The 20,129-nt window shown below is 59.8% G+C and carries 18 protein-coding genes and 1 other annotated feature; of the genes, 9 read left to right on the top strand and 9 right to left on the bottom strand.

Annotated features, from left to right (window positions below; genetic code table 11):
* The first annotated feature begins 115 nt into the window (after window positions 1-115).
* Together D781_RS03050 and yaaA are read left to right on the top strand one after the other, a co-directional pair.
* Window positions 116-1,552, top strand: coding sequence for a sodium:alanine symporter family protein (locus D781_RS03050; RefSeq protein ID WP_015670843.1), 1,437 nt, complete (start codon window positions 116-118; stop codon window positions 1,550-1,552).
* Window positions 1,553-1,679: 127 nt separating this feature from the next.
* Window positions 1,680-2,453 (top strand): peroxide stress protein YaaA, encoded by a 774-nt coding sequence (yaaA, locus tag D781_RS03045; RefSeq protein WP_015670842.1) that lies wholly within the window; start codon window positions 1,680-1,682, stop codon window positions 2,451-2,453.
* Between the two features lie 200 nt (window positions 2,454-2,653).
* Here the strand turns inward: yaaA and thrC are convergent, their stop codons facing one another.
* From thrC to D781_RS03025, 5 genes are all read right to left on the bottom strand, one after another.
* Entirely contained in the window at window positions 2,654-3,943 is a 1,290-nt protein-coding gene (gene thrC, locus D781_RS03040; protein ID WP_015670841.1) for a threonine synthase, read from the bottom strand.
* 3 nt (window positions 3,944-3,946) lie between these two features.
* Window positions 3,947-4,876 carry a homoserine kinase gene (thrB, locus tag D781_RS03035; RefSeq protein WP_015670840.1) on the bottom strand — a complete coding sequence of 310 codons (930 nt, stop codon included), beginning with the start codon at window positions 4,874-4,876 and terminating at the stop codon, window positions 3,947-3,949.
* A gap of 1 nt (window position 4,877) precedes the next feature.
* Entirely contained in the window at window positions 4,878-7,337 is a 2,460-nt protein-coding gene (gene thrA / locus D781_RS03030; RefSeq protein WP_015670839.1) for a bifunctional aspartate kinase/homoserine dehydrogenase I, read from the bottom strand.
* Window positions 7,338-7,361: 24 nt separating this feature from the next.
* Window positions 7,362-7,481 (bottom strand) — a sequence feature (Thr leader region).
* Window positions 7,420-7,488 carry a thr operon leader peptide gene (gene thrL, locus D781_RS22465; RefSeq protein ID WP_071998276.1) on the bottom strand — a complete coding sequence of 23 codons (69 nt, stop codon included), beginning with the start codon at window positions 7,486-7,488 and terminating at the stop codon, window positions 7,420-7,422. It overlaps the preceding feature by 62 nt.
* 213 nt (window positions 7,489-7,701) lie before the next feature.
* Window positions 7,702-8,391 (bottom strand): tRNA/rRNA methyltransferase, encoded by a 690-nt coding sequence (locus D781_RS03025; protein WP_015670838.1) that lies wholly within the window; start codon window positions 8,389-8,391, stop codon window positions 7,702-7,704.
* 629 nt (window positions 8,392-9,020) lie between these two features.
* Here D781_RS03025 and arcA point away from each other — a divergent pair.
* Window positions 9,021-9,737, top strand: a complete 717-nt coding sequence (gene arcA / locus D781_RS03020) for a two-component system response regulator ArcA (RefSeq protein ID WP_015670837.1) — start codon at window positions 9,021-9,023, stop codon at window positions 9,735-9,737.
* 55 nt (window positions 9,738-9,792) lie between these two features.
* On the opposite strand, the gene creA is transcribed toward arcA, so the two are convergent.
* The gene (gene creA, locus D781_RS03015) at window positions 9,793-10,272 is read right to left on the bottom strand and encodes a protein CreA (protein WP_015670836.1); all 480 of its coding nucleotides are present in this window, start codon (window positions 10,270-10,272) and stop codon (window positions 9,793-9,795) included.
* Between the two features lie 458 nt (window positions 10,273-10,730).
* Here creA and robA point away from each other — a divergent pair, with 458 nt between their 5' ends.
* The gene (gene robA, locus D781_RS03010) at window positions 10,731-11,600 is read left to right on the top strand and encodes an MDR efflux pump AcrAB transcriptional activator RobA (RefSeq protein WP_015670835.1); all 870 of its coding nucleotides are present in this window, start codon (window positions 10,731-10,733) and stop codon (window positions 11,598-11,600) included.
* Here the strand turns inward: robA and gpmB are convergent.
* A complete protein-coding gene (gene gpmB / locus D781_RS03005) occupies window positions 11,597-12,244 on the bottom strand; it encodes a 2,3-diphosphoglycerate-dependent phosphoglycerate mutase GpmB (RefSeq protein WP_015670834.1) in 648 nt (215 codons plus the stop codon). The genes robA and gpmB overlap by 4 nt on opposite strands.
* Before the next feature lie 108 nt (window positions 12,245-12,352).
* On the opposite strand from gpmB, the gene yjjX reads away from it, so the two are divergent.
* Window positions 12,353-12,883, top strand: a complete 531-nt coding sequence (gene yjjX, locus D781_RS03000; RefSeq protein ID WP_015670833.1) for an inosine/xanthosine triphosphatase — start codon at window positions 12,353-12,355, stop codon at window positions 12,881-12,883.
* Window positions 12,884-12,893: 10 nt separating this feature from the next.
* On the opposite strand, the gene trpR is transcribed toward yjjX, so the two are convergent.
* Together trpR and sltY are read right to left on the bottom strand one after the other, a co-directional pair.
* Window positions 12,894-13,223, bottom strand: a complete 330-nt coding sequence (gene trpR, locus D781_RS02995) for a trp operon repressor (RefSeq protein WP_015670832.1) — start codon at window positions 13,221-13,223, stop codon at window positions 12,894-12,896.
* Between the two features lie 54 nt (window positions 13,224-13,277).
* Complete coding sequence (sltY, locus tag D781_RS02990) at window positions 13,278-15,197, bottom strand: murein transglycosylase (protein WP_102024998.1); 1,920 nt, start codon at window positions 15,195-15,197, stop codon at window positions 13,278-13,280.
* Window positions 15,198-15,680: 483 nt separating this feature from the next.
* Here sltY and D781_RS02985 point away from each other — a divergent pair, with 483 nt between their 5' ends.
* From D781_RS02985 to ettA, 4 genes are all read left to right on the top strand, one after another.
* Entirely contained in the window at window positions 15,681-16,277 is a 597-nt protein-coding gene (locus D781_RS02985; protein ID WP_015670830.1) for a YfiR family protein, read from the top strand.
* Entirely contained in the window at window positions 16,277-17,524 is a 1,248-nt protein-coding gene (locus D781_RS02980; RefSeq protein WP_041411709.1) for a diguanylate cyclase, read from the top strand. The genes D781_RS02985 and D781_RS02980 overlap by 1 nt, the downstream gene beginning before the upstream one ends.
* Window positions 17,525-17,561: 37 nt before the next feature.
* A complete protein-coding gene (locus D781_RS02975) occupies window positions 17,562-18,056 on the top strand; it encodes an OmpA family protein (protein ID WP_015670828.1) in 495 nt (164 codons plus the stop codon).
* Between the two features lie 325 nt (window positions 18,057-18,381).
* Complete coding sequence (ettA, locus tag D781_RS02970) at window positions 18,382-20,049, top strand: energy-dependent translational throttle protein EttA (protein ID WP_015670827.1); 1,668 nt, start codon at window positions 18,382-18,384, stop codon at window positions 20,047-20,049.
* The last annotated feature ends 80 nt before the right edge of the window (window positions 20,050-20,129 follow it).

The following is a 20,129-nucleotide window of genomic DNA, read 5'->3' as shown; positions in this document are numbered from 1 at the left end:
CTTAATTTTCTCGCCCGGTATGACTTTCGTTAAGCGCTGGTAATAATTAGAGAAAAATTATTTTCCGGGCGGAGGATCGCCCCGGGTATTTATACCTTTTAACAAGGAGGGATCCGTGACGGATCTGATTAATTTCATTAACAATATCCTGTGGGGATCGGTACTTATCTATCTGCTGATCGGCGCCGGCCTCTATTTCACCATCCGCACCCGCTTCATCCAGTTACGCCATTTCACCCATATGTTTTCGGTGCTGAAAAACAGCAACAAAAGCGACAGTTCCGGCATCTCCTCATTTCAGGCGCTGTGCACCACGCTGGCGGCAAGGGTCGGCACCGGCAACCTGACCGGCGTCGCCATCGCGCTGACCGCCGGCGGCCCCGGCGCCATCTTCTGGATGTGGGTGGTGGCGTTTATCGGCATGGCCACCTCATTTATCGAAAGCACCCTGGCCCAGCTGTATAAAACCAAAGACGATCAGGGCAACTACCGCGGCGGCCCGGCCTACTACATGGAAAAAGGCCTGGGCATGCGCTGGATGGGCGTGCTGTTCTCCCTGTTCCTGATCCTCGCCTTCGGCCTGGTGTTCAACGCGGTGCAGGCCAACTCCATCGCCCAGGCCAGCGCCGCGGCGTTCAACTTCAACCCGCTGTACGTCGGTATCGGCCTGGTGCTGCTGAGCGGCACCGTGATCTTCGGCGGCATCCGCTCCATCGCCCGCGTGGCGGAGTGGGTGGTGCCCGTGATGGCGGCCGCCTACCTGCTGCTGGCCTTCTGGGTGCTGGCGATGAATATTGAACAGCTGCCGGCCATTTTGCTGCTGATTGTCAAAAGCGCCTTCGGTCTGCAGGAGGCCGCCGCCGGCGCCGTGGGCTACGGCATTTCCCAGGCGATGACCCAGGGTGTCCAGCGCGGTCTGTTCTCTAACGAGGCCGGCATGGGCTCGGCGCCGAACGCCGCGGCCTCCGCCTCGCCGTACCCGCCGCACCCGGCGTCACAGGGCTATGTGCAGATGCTCGGCGTGTTTGTCGATACGCTGGTGATCTGCAGCGCCACCGCCGCCATTATTCTGGCCTCCGGCGTGATGGATAACCCAACCGGCGAGATCAGCGGCATTGAACTGACCCAGCGCGCGCTGTCCAGCGCCGTCGGCAGCTGGGGTTCGCCGTTTGTGGCGCTGGCGATTTTCTTCTTCGCCTTTACCTCAATCATCGCCAACTACGCCTACGCCGAAAACAACCTGATCTTCCTGGAGCACAATCATCCGGCACGGCTGGTTATTTTCCGCTGCGTGGCGCTGGGCATGGTGATGTTCGGCGCGCTGGCGGAGCTGCCGCTGGTGTGGAAAATGGCCGATACCGCCATGGCGCTGATGGCGATCACCAACCTGACCGCCATTCTGCTGCTGTCGCGCGTCGCCTTTAAACTGGCCCGCGACTACAACCGCCAGCGGGCGCTCGGCAAGCTGCCGACCTTCGACGCCAGTCAGTACCCGGAACTGAAATCCCAGTTGGAGCCCGGCGTGTGGGATAATCCGCGCAAGCCTGAGTGACCAGCACTCCCTCGCCAAGGCGCGCCCTGCGCGCCTTGTTTTTTTACCCCGCGCCTATCAGACCCATCGCCGCTTTTTCTCCCGTTTTTTGCTAAAGTATCCTCACTTTGATCAACAGGATGTCGCCATGCTCGTTATTATCTCACCTGCCAAAACGCTTGATTACGAAACTCCTCTGGCGACGGCTCGCTTTACGCAGCCCGAGCTGCTGGAACAGTCTGCAGAACTTATCAACATCAGCCGCCAGCTGACGCCGGCGCAAATCGCCAGCCTGATGAAGATCAGCGATAAGCTGGCCGGGCTGAACGCCGCGCGCTTTGCCGAATGGACGCCGCAGTTTACTCCGGATAATGCGCGTCAGGCCCTGCTGGCCTTTAAGGGCGACGTCTATACCGGCCTGCAGGCGCAGGACTTCAGCGAGGCGGATTTCGACTTCGCCCAGCAGCATTTACGTATGCTGTCCGGCTTATACGGCGTGCTGCGTCCGCTCGATCTGATGATGCCTTACCGTCTGGAGATGGGCATCAAGCTGGCCAACCCGCGCGGCAAAGACCTGTACAGCTTCTGGGGCGAGCGCATCACCGACAAGCTCAACGAGGTGCTGCAGCAGCAAGGCGACGACGTGGTGGTCAATCTGGCGTCGGATGAATACTTCAAGGCGGTGAAGCCCGCCAAACTGCACGGTCAGCTGATTAAACCGGTGTTCCTGGATGAGAAAAACGGCAAATATAAGGTGATCAGCTTCTACGCTAAAAAGGCGCGCGGCCTGATGAGCCGTTTTATTATCAAAAATCGCCTGACCAAAGCCGAGCAGCTGGCTGATTTCAATCTGGAAGGGTATGCCTTTGACGAGGCGGCGTCCAAGGCGGGTGAACTGGTGTTCAAACGTCCTGAGCAGTAAGAAAAAGGGCCGGTAATCACCGGCCCTGAAGTTGATGACAACGTCGTCTGATGACCCGAGATACCCGGGCCTAGCGTAACGAGGGGCACTTCGGCGGCTAACGCCGCTACGACCCCATCGCCACGCTCTCCCTAATAACAGGCTTTGTCAGCCGTCTGAGGGCCGGTAATCACCGGCCCTCAATCATCACATCACCTTAATCAGGCAGGCAGCGCCATCATAAACTGACGCAGCTGCGCGAAGTCGGCCGGCAGCGAATGCGACAGCAGCGGCAGCTCGGCGCGCACCGCCAGCGCCTTCGGCAACGGCAGCTCCTGCTGTAAAATCTCTTCCACGCTCTCTTTGAACTTCGCCGGATGCGCGGTGCCGAGGAACAGGCCAAACTCGCCGTCCTGCAGCTGGTCGCGCAGCAACCGGTAGGCGATGGCCGCATGCGGCTCGGAGAGATAGCCTAACGCCGCCAGCTCCTTCATCGTCTCTTTGGTAGTTTCATCGCTGACCGCCCCGTGCCCCAGCTCTTTCAGCTGCCAGATTTTGCGGCGGAACAGCTCTTCCACCCGCGGCCAGTTATTCGGCTGGCTGACGTCCATCGCGTTGGAGAGCGTCGCCACCGTCGCGTGCGGCTGCCATTTACCGTCGTCGAGGAAACGCGGCACCGTATCGTTGGCGTTGGTGGCGGCGATAAAGCGCTTCACCGGCAGTCCCAGCGACTTGGCCAGCAGGCCGGCGGTCAAATCACCGAAGTTGCCGCTCGGCACCGAAATCACCAGCTGATTGCGCGCTTCCTGCGGCAGCTGCGCCACCGCCTCGAAGTAGTAGCAGATCTGCGCCAACAGGCGGCTGATGTTGATCGAGTTGGCCGAGTTCAGGTGCAGCGCCTCTTTCAGCTCCCGATCGTCAAACGCCTGCTTCACCAGCGCCTGACAGGCGTCGAAGTCGCCGTCCACCGCCACGGTATGGATATTGCCGCCCAGCGTGCAGAACAGCTTTTCCTGCAGCGGGCTGATTTTCCCCTGAGGATAGAGGATCACCACGCGCACGTTTTTCAGGCCGTAGAACGCATGCGCCACCGCCGCGCCGGTATCGCCGGAGGTCGCCGTCAGAATGGTGACCGGCTGGTCGCCGGCCACTTCAGCCAGCATCTGCGCCATAAAGCGACCGCCGAAGTCTTTAAACGCCAGCGTCGGGCCGTGGAACAGCTCCAGACAGGCAATGTCGTCTTCGACCTGCGCCACCGGCGCCGGGAACTCAAAGGCGGCCTGCACGCGTTTGTGCAGCGCTTCTTCGCTGATTTCCTCACCGATAAACGCCGACAGAATACGCGCGCTGCGGGTCACGAAATCCAGCTTCAGCAGCTGGTCGATCTCGGTCAGTTCAAATTCCGGCAGCTCGAGCGGGAAAAACAGCCCCTGCTGTTTGCCCAGCCCCTGCTTGATCGCCTGTGCAAAGCTGACCTGCTCATTGTGATCTTTAAGGTTGTACAGTTTCATGCGTTATCCCAGTAGTCGAGCGCCTGCGGTATCCAGACGGCAAATATGAACAAAACCTTCGTCGTTTTGCAGATAGTGATTCTTCAGCCAGTCGGCCATCCGCTGGGCGGTGGCGCTATCGTCGCACACCGCAAACAGCGTCGGCCCGGAGCCGGAAATGCCGCAGGCCAGGGCGCCGATATCCTGCGCCGCCTTGCGCGCGTCGGCAAAGCCCGGCAGCAGGCGGGTGCGGTACGGTTCGGCAATCACGTCCTGCATCAGCTTGGCGGCCAGCTTGGGCTGCTGAGTATGGCAGGCATGAATAAAGCCGGCCAGATAGCGCCCGTGGCTGATGCAGTCCTGGCGGCGGTACTGCGCCGGTAAAATGGCGCGCGCCTCCGCGGTAGAAACCTTGATGCCCGGATACGCCATCACCCACAGCCACTCCTTAAAGCAGGGCACCTCCTGGCTGATATACCCCTCTTCCTCCAGCATCAGCTGCAGGCCGCCGAGGTAGCACGGCGCGACGTTGTCGTAATGCACGCTGCCGGAGATGCGTCCTTCCAGTTCGCCCATCAGCGCCAGCAGCTGCATCTTATCCAGCGGACGGTCGCAAAATTCGTTCATCGCCATCAGGCCGGCCACCACCGAACAGGCGCTGGAGCCTAGCCCGGAGCCGATCGGCATATTTTTTTCCAGCCGCATCGCCACCGGCACTTCGCGGCCGATCGCCTGGCAGAAACGCTGCCAGCACTGATACACAATGTTGTCCTTCGGGTCGGCCGGCAGCTTGCCGACAAAACGCCCGGCGTTTTCCAGGCTGAACTGCCCGGCGGCCTCAACGCTGACGCAGTCGCCCAGCAGCGTGCCGTCGACCGGCGAAACGGCGGCGCCCAGCACGTCGAAGCCCACGCTGACATTGCCGATCGAAGCCGGCGCATACACCTTAACCATATTAAACTCCCAACTTCCATGACAGCGTGCGCAGCAGGTCGGCAAACACCCCCGCTGCCGTCACATCATTACCGGCGCCATAGCCGCGCAGCACCAGCGGCAGCGGCTGATAATAACGGCTGTAGAACGCCAGCGCGTTCTCGCCGTTTTTCACTTTATACAATGGATCGTTGCCATCAACAGCGTCAATACGCACCTGGCAACGTCCCTCTTCAATCACCCCGACATAGCGCAATACCTTACCCTGCTCCGCCGCGTCGGCCACCCGGCGGTTAAACGCCGCGTCCAGCTCCGGCAGGCGCGCCAGGAAGCTGTCGGTATCGCCGCTGGCGTCAAACTCCGGCGGCAGCACCGATTGCACCTCAATATCGCTCAGCTCCAGGTTGTAACCCGCTTCACGCGCCAAAATCAACAGTTTACGGGCAACGTCCATCCCGGACAGGTCGTCACGCGGGTCCGGCTCGGTGTAGCCGTTGCTTTTTGCCTGCAGCGTCGCCGCCGACAGCGACATGCCCTCATCCAGCTTGCCGAAGATAAACGACAGCGAGCCGGACAGAATGCCGGAGAAACGCGTCAGCTCATCGCCGGCGTTCAGCAGGTTCTGCAGGTTTTCAATCACCGGCAGCCCGGCGCCGACGTTAGTGTCATAGAGGAATTTACGGCGCGAACCGGCCGCCGCCGCGCGCAGTTGATGATAGAAATTCATCGACGAGGTGTTGGCCTTCTTGTTCGGCGTCACCACGTGGAAGCCGTCGGCCAGGAAATCGACGTACTGATCGGCCACCGCCTGGCTGGAGGTGCAGTCGACAATCACCGGGTTAAGCAGGTGATACTCCTTCACCAGGCGAATCAGCCGCCCCAGGTTAAAGGTCTCCTGCGCCTCCGCCAGCCCTTCGCGCCAGCTGTCCAGCGCAATGCCGTGCACGTTGGTCAGCATGGCGCGCGAGTTGGCGATGCCGCACACCCGCAGGTCGATATGCTTTTGCTTCAGCCACTGCTGCTGGCGGTGGATCTGCTCAATCAGCGCGCCGCCGACGCCGCCGGTGCCAATCACAAACACTTCCAGCACCTGGTCGGTGTTGAACAGCATCTGGTGGCTGACGCGTACGCCGGTGGTGGCGTCGTCATTGCTGACCACCGCCGAGATGGAACGCTCGGAAGAGCCTTGGGCGATGGCAACAATATTGATATTGGCGCGGGCCAGCGCGGAGAAGAAGCGCGCCGAAATACCGCGCAGGGTGCGCATGCCGTCGCCGACCACCGAGATAATCGCCAGGTTTTCCGTGACGTCCAGCGGCTCCAGCAGGCCGTCTTTCAGCTCCAGATAGAACTCGTCGCCCAGCGCGCGGCGTGCGCGCAGCAGCTCGCCCTGCGGCACGCAAAAGCTGATGCTGTATTCGGATGACGACTGGGTGATCAGCACCACCGAGATGCCGGCGCGCGACATCACGGCAAACACCCGCGCCGCCATGCCGACCATGCCCTTCATGCCCGGGCCGGAGACGTTGATCATCGCCATGTTATTCAGGTTGGTGATGCCTTTTACCGGCGTCTCTTCATCCGCGCACTCGGCGCCGATCAGCGTGCCGGGCGCCTGCGGGTTGGAGGTGTTTTTAATCAGGCAAGGGATCTGGAACTGGGCGATGGGGGTAATGGTGCGGGGGTGGAGCACTTTGGCGCCGAAATAGGACAGCTCCATCGCCTCCTGATACGACATCGACTTCAGCAGTCTGGCGTCCGGCACGGTGCGCGGATCGCAGGTATATACCCCGTCGACGTCGGTCCAGATTTCACAGCAGTCGGCGCGCAGACAGGCCGCCAGCACCGCCGCGGAGTAGTCGGAGCCATTGCGCCCCAGCACCACCAGCTCGCCCTTGTCATTACCGGCGGTAAAGCCGGCCATCAGCACGACATGGTCGGCCGGGATGCCCATCGCGGCGATGCGCAGCGTGGATTCGGCGATATCGACGGTAGATTCCAGATAGTGCCCCTGTGCCAGCAGCTTCTCGACCGGGTTGATCACCGTAACCGGGAAGCCTTTCGCCTGAAACACCGCTTCCATGATGGCAATCGACAGTTTTTCACCGCGGCAGATGATGCCGGCGTTGACGCTGTCCGGGCATGTCCCCAGCAGCGCCACGCCGTGCAGCACCTGCTTGAGCTGCGCAAACTCATGCTCGACACGCGCCTTGAGGCGGTCGTGAGCAAAGCCCGGCAGCGCCTGCGCCAGACCGTGCAGCAGCTCGGCGAAGATACGCTCCGCGTCGCTCATATTTGGCAGAATGTCTTGCCCGGCCAGCGTTTTCTCCACCATCGCCACCAGGTGGTTGGTGATCTTCGCCGGCGCGGACAATACCGTCGCTACCTGTCCCTGACGGGCGTTGCTTTCCATAATATCGGCGACGCGCAGAAAACGTTCCGCATTCGCCACCGAAGTTCCGCCAAATTTCAGCACTCGCATCTCTGTTATCTCCCGAATTTAAGCCAAAAAAAAGCCCGCACTGCTAAGGTGCGGGCTTTTTTCTTCTTGTTTCCTGTACGCGTCAGCCCGCCCCGTTACCTGTGGTATCGGTGGTGGTAATAATTGTGGTGTTCAGGCTGATGTTTCGCATAACGTCTGTCTGTCTCATTTAATCCTCTGTCCCCTCTATTGGTTAAAGCAATCCCTACCCCAAGTCAAACTATTTCTTGTTTTTGCTCATTTTCCGTCCAGACGGCAAATTGGGAGATGGAACGGACAAAAAGGCAAAATTGCAGCATAAAAAAACAGTAATGCGGCAATTATGCAGACGATCGCGCTAAACAATCCGCGTATTCACCGGCCTTCACTTCGTCAGTTTTTTTTCAATATCGTGTAACAATGTATGCAACATCATCGTATCGCGACGCGGCAGCGACCCCAGCCGCTGCTGCAGCCAGTCGCGCAGCTTTTGGTCATCTTCAACCGCCAGATGATGCAACAACCGCTCGGCGCGCTGGCGCAGCGCCTGCAGCTGACCCGGGTCGGCGGCGGCTTCCGGCGCCGGCGCCGCGACGTTCATCAGCGCGGACAGCTGGTAGCAGTACACCATCACCGCCTGCCCCAGATTCAGCGAAGGGTAATCAGCCTGCATCGGCACGCCCGTCAGCAGATCGGCCAGCGCCAGCTCCTCATTGGTCAGCCCGGAATCTTCCCGGCCGAACACCAGCGCCGCCTGCCCGCACCACTGCCGGCGCTCTTCCAACTGGCCAAGCAGTTCCTGCGGCGTGCTGTAGTAGTGGAAACGTGCGCGGCTGCGCGCGGTGGTGGCGACGGTGAAGTCGACATCCGCCAGCGCCTGCTCCAGCGTGGCAAAGCGCTGCGTCGCATCCAGGATCTCACCGGCGCCGTGCGCCACCCAGCGGGCCGCCGGCTGCAGATGCGCATCGCTGTCGACGATGCGCAGCGAGCTAAAGCCCATGGTTTTCATCGCACGCGCTGCGGCGCCGACATTTTCCGGCCGCGCCGGCGCCACCAAAATGATATGTAACTGCATAGTACTCCACGGCGTTAAACGGCATCACGCGTTTTGTTTTCACTGCCGCCAGAATCTTTACAATCTAGCAACAAAAACACCAACATTTAATTGTGAGATAACAAAACGGGCAATTGAGTAAATAAATTTAATGTAATCTATATAAATATAATTTATTTCTTGGCGAACTTAATTATCAAAGCGTTATTCACGACTCACGGCCAATCATTCGAAAATTGTAACCTATCGACGTCAGCAATGCTGAATCGTTCACAGAATTTACCCTATGGCGACTTAAGCTGGCAGTTCTGTAAGTGTTTTTCACAAATCTGTTAACGTGCTACAATTGAATTTGATATATGTCAACAAAGCGTAGTTTTGTTGGGTGATGAATTCGGCATCTACTGTTATATTGCTGTTAATAGGGTTAGGATATGCGCCGTTTTGGCACCCTTGGGGTTAAAGGGAATAGCATCCCCACCAAGCTAGCGATCTTGTTGACATTAAGATGGAAAGTGCATCAAGAACGAGTTTCCGTACTTTAGTCATTTGGCATGAGGGAACGTGGCGATATCTCCGCCCTCCTCTGAGAAAACAAAGACTTCTGTACTTCCTGTTTTCTATTTTGTTGGCAATTTTAGGTAGCAAATATGCAGACCCCGCAAATTCTGATTGTCGAAGACGAGTTAGTCACTCGTAACACCCTGAAGAGCATCTTCGAGGCGGAAGGCTACATCGTGCATGAAGCCAATGATGGTGCAGAGATGCACAACATCCTGTCCGAAAATGACGTTAATCTGGTCATCATGGATATCAACCTGCCGGGTAAAAACGGCCTGCTGCTGGCGCGCGAGCTGCGTGAACAGGTCAGCGTCGCCCTGATGTTCCTGACCGGGCGCGATAACGAAGTGGACAAGATCCTTGGCCTCGAAATCGGCGCTGACGACTATATCACCAAACCGTTCAACCCGCGCGAACTGACCATCCGCGCGCGCAACCTGCTGTCACGCACCATGAACCTGGGCAGCGTCGGCGAAGAGCGCAAGCAGGTTGAAAGCTACAAGTTCAACGGCTGGGAGCTGGATATCAACAGCCGCTCGCTGATTGGCCCGAACGGCGAACAGTACAAGCTGCCGCGCAGCGAATTCCGCGCCATGCTGCACTTCTGCGAAAACCCGGGCAAGATCCAGTCGCGCGGCGAACTGCTGAAGAAAATGACCGGTCGCGAGCTGAAGCCGCACGACCGTACCGTCGATGTGACCATCCGCCGCATCCGCAAGCACTTCGAATCTACGCCGGATACGCCGGAAATCATCGCCACCATTCACGGCGAAGGTTACCGCTTCTGCGGCGAGCTAGAAGAGTAATTCTTACCGGCGGCAACATAAGAGGGGCCAGCCTGCTGTCCCCCCTTTTGCATGATTAGCGCGCGGCATTCCAGGGAATAATCGGCACGGCGCTGATGGCGTTTTTCGGCGAACCGTCCACCACCTTGTCCGAATAGGTCAGATAAACCAACGCATTACGCGTTGCGTCGTAGAAGCGCACCACCTGCAGCTTTTTGAACACCAGCGACGTGCGTTTCTGGAACACCACGCTGCCCTTGTTCTTGCCGTTTTTAATCTTGTCGCTCAGTTCGATCGGCCCGACCTGTGAGCAGGAAATCGCCGCGTCTGCGGTATCTTCCGCCAGCCCCAGTCCGCCTTTAATGCCGCCGGTCTTGGCGCGGCTGATATAACAAGTTACATTTTTAACGTCCGGATCGTCGAACGCCTCAACCACAATCTTGTGGTCCGGACCAAACAGTTTAAACACGGTATCCACCGAGCCAATCTGTTCAGCCTGTGCGCTATTGGCCGTGACGCCGGCCAGGCAGAACAATAATATCCATAATTTTTTCATCTAGTTAACTCCGAAAAATCCCAAACGATACGCCAACCATTATTATTAGTTTTATTTATGCATTGGAAGAAAAAAATAAGCTCCCTCCATCACGCTCCGCCTTTGTAGCACAGAGCGTGAAAAAAATCTTTGAGAGTCTCAGAGGAAAAAAATTGTTATTATGCGGCGGCGTCATTTCTTTGCGCCTGCGAAGATGCCCTCAGCCTCAGCGTTTTATGCACCACGACACTCCCGAGGCCAAGCGCGCAACGCATGCCAAAATTATTCGACTTGTATCAGGCTACGGCCCGCTCGCCGGCACAGCGCCGAACGTGTGACAAGGCGTGACCAGACGCCGTCATGATACAGCTTGAAGTAGACCGGGATTTAACGGCAGGGAACTCGCCGTTGATCACCAGCACCCGCGTAATGACTTAACATACCCGGGTTCCGACCCCAAAGCTCTACGAGGACGATCTATGGATCAAGCCGGTATCATTCGTGATCTGCTTAGCTGGCTGGAAAGCCATTTGGACCAACCGTTGGCGCTGGATAACGTGGCTGCCAAGGCGGGATATTCGAAATGGCATCTGCAACGGATGTTCAAAGATATTACCGGTAACGCCATCGGCGCTTATATCCGGGCAAGAAGACTGTCGAAAGCGGCAGTCGCGCTGCGCTTGACCAGCCGCCCAATACTGGATATCGCCCTGCAATACCGCTTTGACTCGCAACAGACCTTCACCCGAGCATTCAAAAAACAATTCGCCCAGACGCCTGCGTTGTATCGCCGGGCCGAAGACTGGAACGCGTTCGGCATCTGTCCGCCGATCCGTCTGGGGGCCTTCACGCTGCCGCAGCCGGAGTTCGTCACCCTACCGGAACAGCAGATGATCGGCCTGACGCAGAGCTACTCCTGTACGCTGGAGCAGATTTCCAACTTCCGCACCGAGCTGCGCACCCAGTTCTGGCGTCACTATCTGGGCGAGGCGACCACGCTGCCGCCGGTGCTGTACGGCCTGCACCACTCCCGCCCGAGCCAGGAGAAGGACGATGAGCAGGAGGTGCTGTACACCACCGCGCTGGAGCCGCATCACGTGCCCGACACCGTCAGCGAAGGGCAACCGATCACGCTGCAGGGCGGCGAATACGCGCTGTTCCGCTACGAAGGTCCGAGCGCCGGCCTGCAGGATTTCATCCTGACGTTATACGGCACCTGCCTGCCGCTGCTGGAGCTGACGCGCCGCAGAGGCTACGACATCGAGCGTTTCCACCCGAAGGGCAGCCGTCTGCCGCCGCAGCCGCCGACCGAGATCAACTGCGAATACCTGATCCCGATTCGCCGTTAACGCTGCAGTTCGTCCAACGCGGGCATGTCGAGGTGTGATACATCGCCCGCCGTTTCCACGATCCAGCCGGAGGCCAGCCACGGGCTCTGCTGATGGTCAACGCGCGACAGCGAACAGTTGCGCAGACGCAGACGACGTTCTGCATGCGCCGGCAGCCCCAGAATGGTGCCTATCAGGCAGCCAAGCGCGATACCGTGGCTGACGATCAGCGGTTTACTGCCTTCCGGCAGCATCAGGCAGCTCTCCAGCGCCGCGCGCATCCGCTCCGACAGTTCGCTCATTGATTCACCCTGAGGGATACGGGCGTCAGGCGTGCCGTCGACCATCTGTTTGCGCCATTGCTCTTCCTGCGGCGTCAGGCCGTCGATAAGACGCTCTTCCAACACTCCCATGTGCAGCTCGCGCAGACGCGGTTCAGCAATCACCTCACAGCCGCAGGCGTCGGCAATAATCTGCGCGGTGCGGCGGGTGCGCCCCAAATCACTGGTAATCACATGCGTGATGCCTTCGCGGCTGACGCGCTTGGCGACCAGCTGCGCCTGATGTTCGCCCATTGCGGTTAACGGGCTGTCGGACTGACCCTGAATGCGGCGTTCCGCATTCCATTCCGTTTCGCCGTGGCGAACAAGGTATACCTGTAACATTTTTCTTTTCCGTTATACTGCGTGAAACTTGAGTTTATCTTTCAGGGACCGCGTGTGCGCGCGACCGTGCGTAGAATAGGCTCTTAGCATAAGGATGCCAGACCCGTTATGTACCACGTTGTTGCTGCAACTACCAACCCGGCAAAGATCAAGGCTATTCAACAGGCCTTTGACGACACCTACGGCGCCGGCCAATGCCACATCGAACCCGTCGACGTCGCCAGCGGCGTGTCCGTGCAACCCATCGGCAATGCTGAAACCCGCACCGGCGCGCGCCAACGCGTGATGGAAGCGCGTCAGGCACGCCCGGAGGCCGACTTTTGGGTCGGGGTGGAAGCGGGAATTGAAGACGCGATGACCTTCGCCTGGATAACCATCGAAAATCCGCAGGGACGCGGCGAATCGCGTTCCGCCAGCCTGATGCTGCCGGCGGCGGTGCTGCAGGGGATCCACGCCGGACGCGAACTGGGCAGCGAGATGGCGGCCATCACCGGCAACGCCGATATCAAGCGCCAGGGCGGCGCCATCGCCATCTTCACCCACGGGCGGCTGAGCCGCACCAGCGTTTACCATCAGGCGCTGCTGCTGGCGCTGGCGCCGTTCATCAACCCGATTTATCAGCATTCCCAGCCACGCTAAGCGGACGGCGCTATGAGGCGTCGCTCAGCAGCTGTTGCTCCAGCCACTGCTTCAGCGCCGGCGGCGCCGCCTTCAGGCTGTTGGAGCCGCGGGTAATGGTCGCAATCCCGGCGCCCAGCTCATTTTTCAGCTCACGCTGGCTCATCTCGCCGCGCATCAGCTCCTGGATAATCCGCACGCGCGTGCCGAGGGCGGCGCGCTCGTCCGGCGTCAGCAGCAGCTGCATCAACGGTTGGTGCAGATCCCGATCGAAGGAACCCTGCAACAGCGCGACAAAACGCTGCCAGTCTTCATTGCCTTGTTCTGAAAGAGCAGGATCGTTGAGTGATAATTGCGTCATGGCGGCCACCATACTATTTGACTAGTACAGCAGCATACCATAACGCCCCGTAAATCAATAACGCCGCTGCCATTCCGCATCGGTCAACACGTTGGACGGCTGATGCATGAAATAGCGATAAAACGCGTCATAGGCCAGCACGTTCTTCACATAGCCGCGCGTTTCCGAGAACGGAATGCTCTCGATAAACGCCACCGCGTCAATCCGCCCGCCGCTGTTGCCCAGCCAGGTGTTCACCCGCGACGGACCGGCGTTATACGCCGCCGACGACAAAATGCGGTTGCGGTCAAACTGCTGGAACACCGACTCCAGATAGCTGGTGCCGATGGTAATGTTGGTCTGCGGATCGAACAGCTGGCTGGCGCTGCTGTAACCCGGAATGCCGAACTTCTGCACCGTGTGCTGCGCGGTGCGCGGCATCACCTGCATCAGCCCCGCCGCCCCGACCGGCGACTGCGCCTTCGGGTTCCAGGCGCTCTCCTGACGGGAAATCGCCATCGCATAGCTCTGCGTGATGCCTTTCCCGTCGGTGGCGCGGCGGTATTCATCCGGCCAGGCGATAGGGAAACGCTCTTCCAGGTGGTTCCACAGCTTACCGACAATGGTCGCCTGCACGCTCAGATCGGCCCACTTCTGCTCGAACGCGTAACGCGCCAGCGCTTCCTGCTCCGGCTGGCTGCGGCTGGCCACGTAGGCGTTCCACTCACCGCGCGCCAGGTTATCCATATTCCAGTACATCAGTTCGCGCACCCGCGCGACTTCCGGGCCGCTCACCAGCGAGGTGCGCGGCGTGGCCGCCACCGCCACCATGATCGGATAGCTTACATTCAGCTTCTGCGCGGCCACCATCGGATAGAAACCGCGCTCATTCATCAGGCGGCGCAGCATCTCTTCGCCTTGCTGACGGTTGCCCTCATCCATCAGCATCGCGGCGCGCCAGTAGCGCCATTCGTCTTTATTACGCGACTCTTCCGGCAGACGCGCCAGCCAGGTTTTCAGCCCGGCGCGGTCGCCGGTGCCGAGCGCCATGCGCACCCGCCTTTCCAGCAGCGACGGCGACTGGCTGCGCAGGATCACGCTGTCGCGCCACTGCGCCTGCTCGTCGGTCGCATCGTTGCCCATCAGGCGCCATGCCACCGCCTCCTCCAGCGCCAGCCGGTCGCTCTCGCTCATTTTTTGCAGACGTGCCAGCGTCGGAATCATCGCGCGCGCGTTCTCCGCGTCCTGACGCGCCAGGCGGGTAAAGGCGATCTGGGTGACCGAGCGGGTAAAGTCGGTCGGGCCGGCGCTGCGCGCAAACCCTTCCACGCTGGCCGGATCGTTTTGCAGACTCACCAGCGCATCGCCCATGGTCTGATAGTCCGACGGCAGCTGCCGCGACAGGTGCGTCACCAGCCCGCCGTTGCCCTCTTTCAGCGCCAGTTTCATGCGCTCCAGCGTGGCCAGCGGCGTTTGCTCGCCGGACGACTGCCAGACGCTGAACAGTTTATCGCAGGCGTTCGGCAGCGATTTCCCCGACTGCCAAATCTCTTTCACTCCGCGCCAGGCGGCCTGCTGCTCGCCGGTCGCCCACTGGGCATAATAGTAGTTACAGCGCGCGGCGATGGGTTTCGGCGCCTGCGGGCTGAAGGCCAGCAGGCCGCGCCAGTCTTCACGGCGCGCCAGTTCGTTGACAAAGCGCGACGACAGCGATTTGGCCGGCGGCAAGGTCGGATGCTGGCGAATAAACGTCTCCACCTGCTGATAGCTGACGCTGCCAAGATCCTGCGTCAGCTGACGGTATTCCAGATACGGATAAAGCGGATAGTCGCGCAGCGTCGGCATCAGCTGGGCCACTACATCCATTTGCTTATTGTCCCAGGCCTGTTTGACCTGCTGATAACGCTCGCGCTGGGCGTCCAGCGAATCAGCCGCCGCCGCGCCCGAGAAAGCCGTCAGACACACGCCAATTGCCAGAAGCCGCCACTTGTCCACCTTGACCATACTGATTGTTTCCTCGCTGGTTGTCTTGTCTTAAACCGCTTACCGCGGGCGAAGTGCGCTGCGTCGAACGCTATGTCTCATCATAGACAGCATAAAACGCTATCCATTCACCAAAAGTTGCCGGCGCCAAGCGGGCCGCAGGCGAAACAGGTTTCTACCCTGTCCGTTCACGGCGGCGGAAACCACCTGATTATTCTGAATCGCTCCGCTTTCTGCCCGCCGTCACGTACACGGTACGGCTTTTACGGCACGAAAAAGCGCCTGCGCGGCAGGCCGCGTTTTTTCTTCATGCAAAAACAAGTAAGATAATTCTTATAAAACGCCATATAAACCGCACAACGGCGGCTGATTATAATACAATCCGCGCAAATTATAGGTTATATAATGTCCGTCAGAGTGAGCGACCTTTCACTTTTCACCATGATTTTTCTTTATTTTTTCAGGTAACGCTGCAGGAACAGGCAACATTGGCCCATGAAGATATTTAAGCACGCCGGCAGCGCAACCCACACCGCCAGGGGCTTCTTCCGGAGCTTATTTTTCTCTCGTCCCTATGTTCTCGGGCTGCTCCTGCTGATGTCGTTTGCCGGCCGGGGCGCCACAGAAAATACCGAGCAGGTGCAGTCGCGCACCCAGGCCGTCACCACCGTGGTGTTGGGTATTATCAGCTATACCCGCTGGCCCACGCCGCCCAATCCCGTCCGTTTATGCGTCACCGCGCCAACACACTACGCCGACGGCCTGTTCAACCCGCTGCTGCTGCAGGCCCCGCATCCGATTAAAACCCAGCGCCTGCCGCTCGACAGCGACCAACTGGCGCAGCAGTGCGACGTGATCTACCTCGGCGAAGTCAGCAATGCGCAGCGCCAGGCGCTGATCCCGCGCATCGCCGGCCATTCGGTGCTCGTCATCAGCGAAAACGATACAGAGTGCAGTTCAGGCAGCGCTTTTTGTCTGCAACCGCACGGTGGGCAGATCGGTTTTAAAGTCAACCTGGATGCGCTGGCACGCAGCGGCGTGCGCGTGCACCCCAACGTACTGCAGTTGGCGCGTAAGCTGGAGTCGTCATGATGGGGCTATTTCGCAGAAAACGCGCCGCCCATGTACGGCCGACGCTGGGCCAGGTGCTGCAGCGCATGAACCTGAGCCTGGCGCTGATCGCCGTCGGCACCGCCGGCATCTTCCTGACGCTGGTCGCCCTGTTTGCGCTGCGCGCCTACGCCAATCACAACCTGCACCTGATCGCCCGCTCCATCAGCTATACGGTGGAAGCCGCGGTGGTGTTTGACGATCGCAGCGCCGCGCGCGAGGCGCTGATGCTGATCGCCTCCAATGAAGAGGTGTCGGAAGCCAAGATTCTGAATAAGGACGGCAGACTGCTGGCCTACTGGCGCCATCCCAAAGACGGCCCGCTGCACGCTCTGGAGCAGATGGTCGCACGCTGGGCGATGCCGGAAGCCATTGAGCTGCCAATCACCCACGAAGGCAAACAGGTCGGCAAAGTCTGGCTGAGCGGCCACGGTGGCAGCCTGCTGCGCTTTCTACTGCGCGGGCTGGCCGGCATTATCGCCTGCCTGGCGCTCAGCACTCTGTGCGCCCTGATCCTGTCGCGGCGCATGCTGCGCGGCATCGTACGATCGCTGAACGATATCGCCAACGTCGCCCACGTGGTGCGCAGCGATCGCAGCTTCGGCCAGCGGGTGCCGTCAGCACCGATTGCCGAGCTGCACGAACTGAGCAACGACTTCAACGGCCTGCTGGAAGAGCTGGAAACCTGGCAGGCGCACCTCAAGCAGGAAAATGATTCACTGACCCACCGCGCCACCCATGACAGCCTGACCGGCCTGCCGAACCGCGCCTTTTTTGAAAGCCGGCTCAGCCATGCCCTGAACCACATTGCCGCCGAAGAAAAGCTGGCGGTGCTGTTTATCGACGGCGACCGTTTTAAAGAGGTCAACGACAGCCACGGCCACGCCGCAGGCGACGCGGTGCTGACCGCCATCGCCGGCCGCATCCGCGCCCAGCTGCGCGACGGCGACGTGGTAGCGCGCCTGGGCGGCGATGAGTTCGCCGTGCTGCTGTCGCCGGTGCGCCGGCAGGCGGACGTCACGCACATCGCCGACAAAATTATCAGCAGTATGGCGCAGCCGGTAGCGCTGCCGAACCAGGAACAGGTGATCGCCTCACTCAGTATTGGCATTGCCTTCTACCCCGATCATGCGGCAACGCCTCAGGGGTTGCTGCACGAAGCCGATGACGCCATGTATCAGGCGAAGCATCGTTATCACGGAGGTTGGCGGCTGGCGACCCAGAAATAGCCACCCCAACCGATCAAGAGGAAAACAGGGAATCATTATGATCAAGCAACGCTTCACACGACCTTTCTCACTGCTGGCGATGATGTTTATCGCCGTGCTGGCGCTGGCCGGCTGCCAGAGCAAACAGGGGCTCACGGCAGAGCAGATAGCGCTGCTGCAGGCGCAGGGGTTTAAGCTGACCGATAAAGGCTGGGAGTTCGGCATGTCCGACAAGGTGCTGTTCGGCAATAACGTCGGCAAACTCAGCCCGGAAAGCGCGGAAACCGTGCAGAAAATGGGGCGCGCGCTGCTGAGCGTCAATATCGTTAAATTCCGCCTGGACGGCCATACCGACAACTATGGCGAAGACAGCTACAACGACCAGCTGTCGCTGCGCCGCGCCAACACCGTCGCCGACCAGCTGGCCAGCGTCGGCATTCCGCGCGCCGATATCGAGACCCGCGGCATGGGTAAACGCGACCCGGTCGCCGATAACCGCACCGCGAAGGGCCGCGCCGAAAACCGCCGCGTTTCTATCATCGTCACGCCATAATCTGCCATAAAATGCGCCTTTCCGGGCGCATTGCCATCATATACCCTACATCATTCGGGTTGCAGGCAGACGGCAAAGGAGTGAATCCCGATGCGCTTACGCAAGTCAGGAATTCAGCTGACTGAGCACCGCCAGCGCACCTGCGGCTTGAAGTATGACGGGTAGACTTGGCGATTGTCATACGATAGCTGGGATCGAATGCAAAAACGGGCTACACTCCCGCCTCAGACATCCTGAATGAAATCCAGCGGCTTTCAAACGGCGGCCATCGGCGCGCCTCTTGAAAGCCCTCAACGGTAAACCGATATAGCGAGGCTCGAGCAACGTGGCTCAATACGTCTATACCATGCACCGCGTCGGCAAAGTAGTACCGCCGAAGCGTCATATACTGAAAAACATCTCCCTCAGCTTCTTCCCGGGGGCCAAAATCGGCGTACTGGGCCTGAACGGCGCCGGTAAGTCCACCCTGCTGCGCATTATGGCCGGCATCGATAAAGACATCGAAGGCGAAGCGCGCCCGCAGCCGGGCATCAAAATCGGCTACCTGCCGCAGGAGCCGCAGCTGAATCTGCAGCACACCGTACGCGAGTCGGTAGAAGAGGCGCTGTCAGAAGTGGTCGGCGCGCTGAAACGTCTGGACGAAGTGTACGCGCTGTACGCGGAAGAAGACGCCGACTTCGACAAGCTGGCCGCCGAACAGGGCCGTCTGGAAGAGATCATCCAGGCGCATGACGGCCACAACCTCAACGCCCAGTTGGAGCGCGCCGCCGATGCGCTGCGCCTGCCGGAATGGGACGCCAAAATCGAACATCTGTCCGGGGGTGAACGCCGCCGCGTGGCGCTGTGCCGCCTGCTGCTGGAAAAACCGGACATGCTGCTGCTGGACGAACCGACCAACCACCTGGACGCCGAATCCGTCGCCTGGCTGGAGCGCTTCCTGCACGACTTCGAGGGCACCGTGGTGGCGATTACCCACGACCGTTACTTCCTCGACAACGTCGCCGGCTGGATCCTCGAGCTGGATCGCGGCGAGGGCATCCCGTGGGAAGGCAACTACTCCTCCTGGCTGGAGCAGAAAGACGAGCGTCTGGCGCAGGAAGCCTCTGCCGAAGCCGCACGCCGCAAATCCATTGAGAAAGAGCTGGAGTGGGTGCGTCAGGGCGCCAAAGGCCGTCAGTCAAAAGGCAAGGCCCGTCTGGCCCGCTTTGAAGAGCTGAACAGCACCGAATACCAGAAACGCAACGAGACCAACGAACTGTTCATTCCGCCTGGAGCGCGACTGGGCGACAAAGTGGTCGAAGTCAGCAACCTGCATAAATCCTACGGCGACCGCGTGCTGATCGACGATCTGTCGTTCTCGCTGCCGAAGGGCGCCATCGTCGGCATTATCGGCCCGAACGGCGCCGGTAAATCCACCCTGTTCCGCATGCTTTCCGGCGCAGAGCAGCCGGACAGCGGCAGCATCGTGCTGGGCGACACCGTCAAGCTGGCCTCGGTCGATCAGTTCCGCGACAGTATGGACGACAAGAAAACCGTGTGGGAAGAAGTCTCCGGCGGTCAGGACATCATGCGCATCGGCAACACCGAAATGCCGAGCCGCGCCTACGTCGGCCGCTTTAACTTCAAGGGCGTCGATCAGGGCAAACACGTCGGCGAACTGTCCGGTGGTGAACGCGGCCGTCTGCACCTGGCCAAGCTGCTGCAGGTTGGCGGCAACGTGCTGCTGCTCGATGAACCGACCAACGACCTGGATATCGAAACCCTGCGCGCGCTGGAAAACGCCCTGCTGGAGTTCCCGGGCTGCGCGCTGGTGATCTCGCACGACCGCTGGTTCCTCGACCGTATCGCCACCCACATCATCGACTATCAGGATGAAGGCAAGGTGGAGTTCTTCGAAGGCAACTTTACCGAATACGAAGAGTACAAGAAGCGTACGCTGGGCGCCGACGCGCTGGAGCCGCACCGCATCAAGTACAAGAAGATCGCCAAATAAGCGCCCTTCTCTTCGCTCAGGCCCGCTAGCGCGGGCCTTTTTTATGGGTGCAACTGACTACGCCCCGCCGCCGTACCGCG

The sequence above is a fragment of the Serratia sp. FGI94 genome (assembly GCF_000330865.1).
GTDB lineage: Bacteria > Pseudomonadota > Gammaproteobacteria > Enterobacterales > Enterobacteriaceae > Serratia_B > Serratia_B rubidaea.
This window is presented reverse-complemented; position numbering and strand designations above follow the sequence as displayed.